Here is a 215-nt window from a genome sequence, read left to right on the forward strand (position 1 = left end):
CGTGGTATAGTAATGACATACCGAAAAAGGAGGCACATCAGCATGAAAGATAAAGAACTACGCAAGCTGATTGGCAGCAGGGCAAAACAGCGCCGTCTGGAATTAAATCTGACACAGCCTTATGTCGCAGAGAAGATGGGAGTTACCGCTTCCACAATCCTGCGTTATGAGAATGGTTCGATTGACAATACCAAAAAGATGGTACTGGAAGGTCT

1 protein-coding gene is annotated in these 215 nt (G+C 45.1%); it reads left to right on the forward strand.

The annotated features are described in order from the left end of the window. Positions 1-42: 42 nt before the first annotated feature. Positions 43-215, forward strand: a 173-nt coding sequence (locus DXA87_RS18505; protein ID WP_242995397.1) for a helix-turn-helix transcriptional regulator, incomplete at its 3' end; no start/stop codon positions are given.

It is taken from the genome of Desulfotomaculum sp. OF05-3 (assembly GCF_003435535.1).
Lineage (GTDB): Bacteria > Bacillota > Clostridia > Lachnospirales > Lachnospiraceae > Pilosibacter > Pilosibacter fragilis.